2 protein-coding genes are annotated in these 4,168 nt (G+C 36.0%); both read right to left on the bottom strand.

What is annotated here, in order from left to right:
- Positions 1-160: 160 nt before the first annotated feature.
- Complete coding sequence (locus BHE89_RS10810) at positions 161-3,412, bottom strand: hypothetical protein (RefSeq protein WP_171742492.1); 3,252 nt, start codon at positions 3,410-3,412, stop codon at positions 161-163.
- Positions 3,413-3,468: 56 nt separating this feature from the next.
- Positions 3,469-4,029, bottom strand: a complete 561-nt coding sequence (locus BHE89_RS10815) for a hypothetical protein (RefSeq protein WP_171742493.1) — start codon at positions 4,027-4,029, stop codon at positions 3,469-3,471.
- Positions 4,030-4,168: the final 139 nt, after the last annotated feature.

Here is a 4,168-nt window from a genome sequence, read left to right on the forward strand (position 1 = left end):
ATTTTACCAATAGGAAACTCAGGGTGTTTCTCTGATCGTTTTATTTCGGGTAATACACTATTAGGCTGCGTAATTACCGTTTTTTTCAGCGTTAAATGTGGAAGCCGTATCACTACTTTCTAATACGATTTCTGTCGATTGATTACCATTAATCGTATCATCAAGTTTTTGTGGTGGTTATTTTATCAAAGAGAGCAAGATCACTTTGGTCTGTTAATAATCCCTCTTTATATTTTGTTAGTGAGAGAGCATCACCCAAATCATAATCTGTTTTTTCAGGCGTAATCGCAGTTAACTCCGCTGTATCAACATCGACTTGATTATGATGAGTAATTAATCGACCTAATCTTCGAGTAGTGAAGACTTTTATTTCACTCTGTTCACTTAATTCTGGGCGTTTATCTGAGGTGAGATCAGTATTTTCTTTATATTCCAATAAACCTAATGGTAAATCAGTAACCACTTCAAACGGCCCATATTGAGAATATGAAGTCGAACTACTTTTTTTCTTACCGCCTCTACGCTTACCTGGGCGTTTATGTTTTATTGCTGTACCTTCATGGTATTCAATACGCTGACCTGCAGTTTCTTGATTATTAATATGCATACCATCAATGATCAGTTTACCGCCCGCAATAATATGGCTATCAATATTGTTTAAATTATCACCTTTTAAAGTGATATCTTTGCCCGCTAATATTAAAGCTGGATCACGATGTAATAATTTTGACTCTTCTGTAATTATCTTATATTTAAACTCATAGAAGTCTTTGTATTGACGACCATTAATATTTAATAAATGCTCACGCGTATTGATGTTGTACCAGATCCGCTCATCATCAGAATCAAATTTATCACCACTATGATCGACACCAAATTGATACATTGGTACTTCTGATACTTTTTCGGGATCGCTGATTTTTAAATAGAGGTCACGATTATTAATTTCTGAAACATGAGCAAATAAATTTCCACTTGCTTCAATTGATGCGCTTTCATTATTTAGTACATCAGCAGCAACACTTTCTGGCAGATTTTCTGTTTCAAAACCTGCAATAGCCATATCGCCACCACTGTAAATAAGGGCGTGATCACGGTTATTTATTGTATTACTAAATAGTTGTAGATTTTCACGAGAAGCTAATACCGGAGCAATATCTTCAAACGGTGCATGATTATCAAATTGCTGGCTTTTTATCTGGATATTATCACCATAAATACGCCCACCCGCTTGGTTATAAATAGTATGAGCAGCTAATGTGAGTGTGCCACCAAAAGCATCAATCAATCCTGTATTTTGCAGTTTTTCTGAAATAGTTAATGTCAGCTGCTTTGCACTTATTTCGCCGTTACGTTTTTCATTATCATCGATACTTCTTTTGCTGCGAGTCGTCACCAAATCATCACTTTCTACTGATGCTATTGACTCACTGTTATTTAAGTTCATCGCTTGAAGTGAAAGCCTCTCACCCGCATAAATAAATCCAGCGTTGTGGATCTTATCCTCTGAAGAGAGTGTTAAAGCATTCTGCGCTTTAATTGTGGCATCTTGTTCTAACTTAAAGGCGGTTTTTAATTGAATTTCACTGTCACCCGCCGAGATAATTTCACCATTACCACTCAGCTTTTCAGCCCATAAACGAAGCTGTTGTGTCGCAGCTAATAGTCCCTTTTTATTATCAATAGCTAATTTATTTTCGTTTTTGCCTTCAATGGCTAACATGGCAGCAGATATCAAGCCATGCTGATTATTCAGGTTTTCAGCAGGAATTAGTTTGAGTTGTTCGCTGGCTTGAATAACGCCTTGATGATTAAGCAAATCGTTTACTGCAATATGAATATTATTGGCTTTTAACCCTAGGTTTTCATCATCTGTTTGCTGATTATCAAGCTGTTGAGCCGTGACAGTGAGTTGTTCTTGAGATTGGATCTGCCCTATCTGGTTATTTAAGTCCTGACTGAGCGTGATATCCGTATTGTTACCCGCAAGAATAACACCTTGTTGGTTATCAATACTTTTACCGTCAATCAGTAAGTTATTAGCTGATAACAGTGTTCCTTGCTGATTATCTAACTCACTTTGGTTTAACTGAAGCGCCAGTTTGTCAGTTGCCTGAATATGTCCTTTTTGGTTATTAAGCCCAGCAATATTAAGTTGGGTTTCAGTCGCACCAATAACTTTACCATTTAAATTGATCAGATCATTTTGTCTGGTATTTAACTTAAGCTGGCTGTCTGATTGCAATAATCCATCCGTATTAACCAATTTTTTTGAATGGATATTTAACTCTTTTTTAGCGTATAGAGTGCCTTGATTATTCTGTAACTCACCGCTGTTAATAGTAACGGCATTAAGCGCCGTTATTTTCCCTTGTTGGTTATCAATATCACCACTGTTTAATGAAATTTTACCCGCAGAGACAAGCGCCCCTTCACGATTAATTAGGGGTGTATTGGCGTGGCTAATCGTTAATAGATCCCCAGCAGAGATTTTTCCTTGATAGTTGTTTAACCGTTCTGTTTGTAGGTCTGTTTTTTGACCCACCGTTATTAACCCTTGCTGATTATTTAATTTTTCAGGGCTAATAAGTTTCAGCATACCCGCGACAGAAATTAATCCATTTTGATTATCTAGCTGTTTAACCGTTGTATTCAGGTTATGTTGCGTAATAATGCCCGCTGTCGCTTTGTTATCCGTATTCGTTAACTTACCATCGGCATTAATGGTGAGCGCTTTAACAGCGTAAATTAGTCCTTTCGCATTATGTATATTATTGGCATTAATGGTTAATTGATGGCTATTACTGGCGATGCTGCCTTGTCTATTATCAAGATCGGCTGAGTTAATCGTTGCTTGCTGATTAGTGGTTATTTTTCCTGTTTGATTAACCAGCTGCCCACTGTAAATCGTCAGGTTAGCTAATGCGCTTATTAGTCCATTTTGGTTATTAATATTCTGTTTCTGTGTATTAATAACGACATTTTGATCTGCACTAATCACACCTTTTTTATTATCAAGTTCAGCCGATTTTAAATTTAATCCCCCCTGTTTGCTGCCTAATTGTGCTTGGTGATTAATCAGTTTTGCGCTAGAAATATTTAAGTCGTCATCAGAAATAACGCGCCCTTGAGTATTATTAAGCTCACCACTTTTTAGATCTAGTTTTCCTTGGCTAATAATACCACCCGATAACGTCTGATTATTATTTAATACATAACCTTGTGTATCTAAAGTGAAATTATCGGCTGAATAGAGTGTGCCTTGTTGATTATCTAACGTTTGAGTCGTTAATTTAAAGCCGTTTGCCTGACTAATAACTTCGCCACCACGGTTGTTCATACCTAAGCTATTAAGCAATAAAGATTTAGCAGAAAAGATATAGCCCGATTGATTATTTAAATTCCCTGTCACAAGGTTCAATATCCCATGACTAATAATCCCAGCTTGAGACAATGTATTGCTATTATCTAATTGATTATTTTTTTGTTGTGATAGCTAATTGTGTTTTTTGCTGTAATAAGACCATTTTGATTATTAATGGCACCACTTTCGATTAATACGCGTTCTTCTATGCTACCAATTTTACCTTTCTTATTATTAATATCGTCAACAAACAGTGACTGCTTAGCCGTTGACGTGATTTTACCTTCAAAATTATCAATATTACCGGCATTAATTTTTAATTCGCCTTTACTTATAATACCGCCATTTGTTGACGTACCACTATTATCAATACGCTGTTTGTCAGTGTTAATATTTAATGCGGTATTCGCCGTGATCAGCCCTGCATGATTTAACAATTCATGGCTGGCAATAATTAACTTGTCTGTTTGGCTTGCTAATACACCTTGCGTATTATCGAGTTGCTGTCTATTGGTATTAATATTTAATTCTGCTTTGGCTGTAATTAATCCTGATTGATTAAGTAACTGAGCGCTTTCTATTAGCAGGTTTCCAGCTTGGCTTGCTAGTGTACCGTGGTTATTATTAATTTCGCCTAATGTTAGCTTATTTTTTTTGCTTCGCAATAATGCGACCATGCTGATTATTTAATGACTTGGCTGTTATTTCAATGTCACTTATGACCGATACACCATATCATCTAACGTATTGTTATTAATTAAACTGATCACGATAAGTGCTATTTGTAGTTTTTCTGATGAATAA

Source organism: Shigella sp. FC1967 (genome assembly GCF_001743005.1).
GTDB lineage: Bacteria > Pseudomonadota > Gammaproteobacteria > Enterobacterales > Enterobacteriaceae > Proteus.